This window comes from Salicola sp. AFF1 (assembly GCF_056783195.1).
Genome location: NZ_JBXAYL010000153.1, coordinates 1 through 291 on the forward strand (window position 1 = coordinate 1; position 291 = coordinate 291).

Here is a 291-nt window from a genome sequence, read left to right on the forward strand (position 1 = left end):
AACTGCCCCGGCAGCCGCAGTGGCTGATGGATGGACCCATCCGGGGTTTCCGGCTCGCAGTGGCCCCAGGCGTCGGCGTTGGCCTGCCAGACCAGGTTGCCGGTTTCAGACCACAGGCGGATGGGCATGCCGCGCCAGTCGAGTTCGTAGTGATAAAGCGTGCCGTCGATCAGCGTTAGTAGCGGCGCCTCGGTCTTCGGGTCCCAGATGTAGTATTCAGCGAACCCAGACGCGATTTTGGCCGCATCATCGCTAACTCGTTGATGCGGTTATTGTTTTAAGAAGCGCCCG

Annotated in this window: 1 protein-coding gene; it reads right to left on the reverse strand. The window is 61.2% G+C overall.

Going from position 1 to position 291, the window contains the following annotated elements:
* Positions 1–236 (reverse strand): RHS domain-containing protein (locus AC1RQI_RS17145; protein ID WP_481905821.1); only part of this gene is annotated, 236 nt, incomplete at its 3' end.
* Positions 237–291 lie beyond the last annotated feature (55 nt).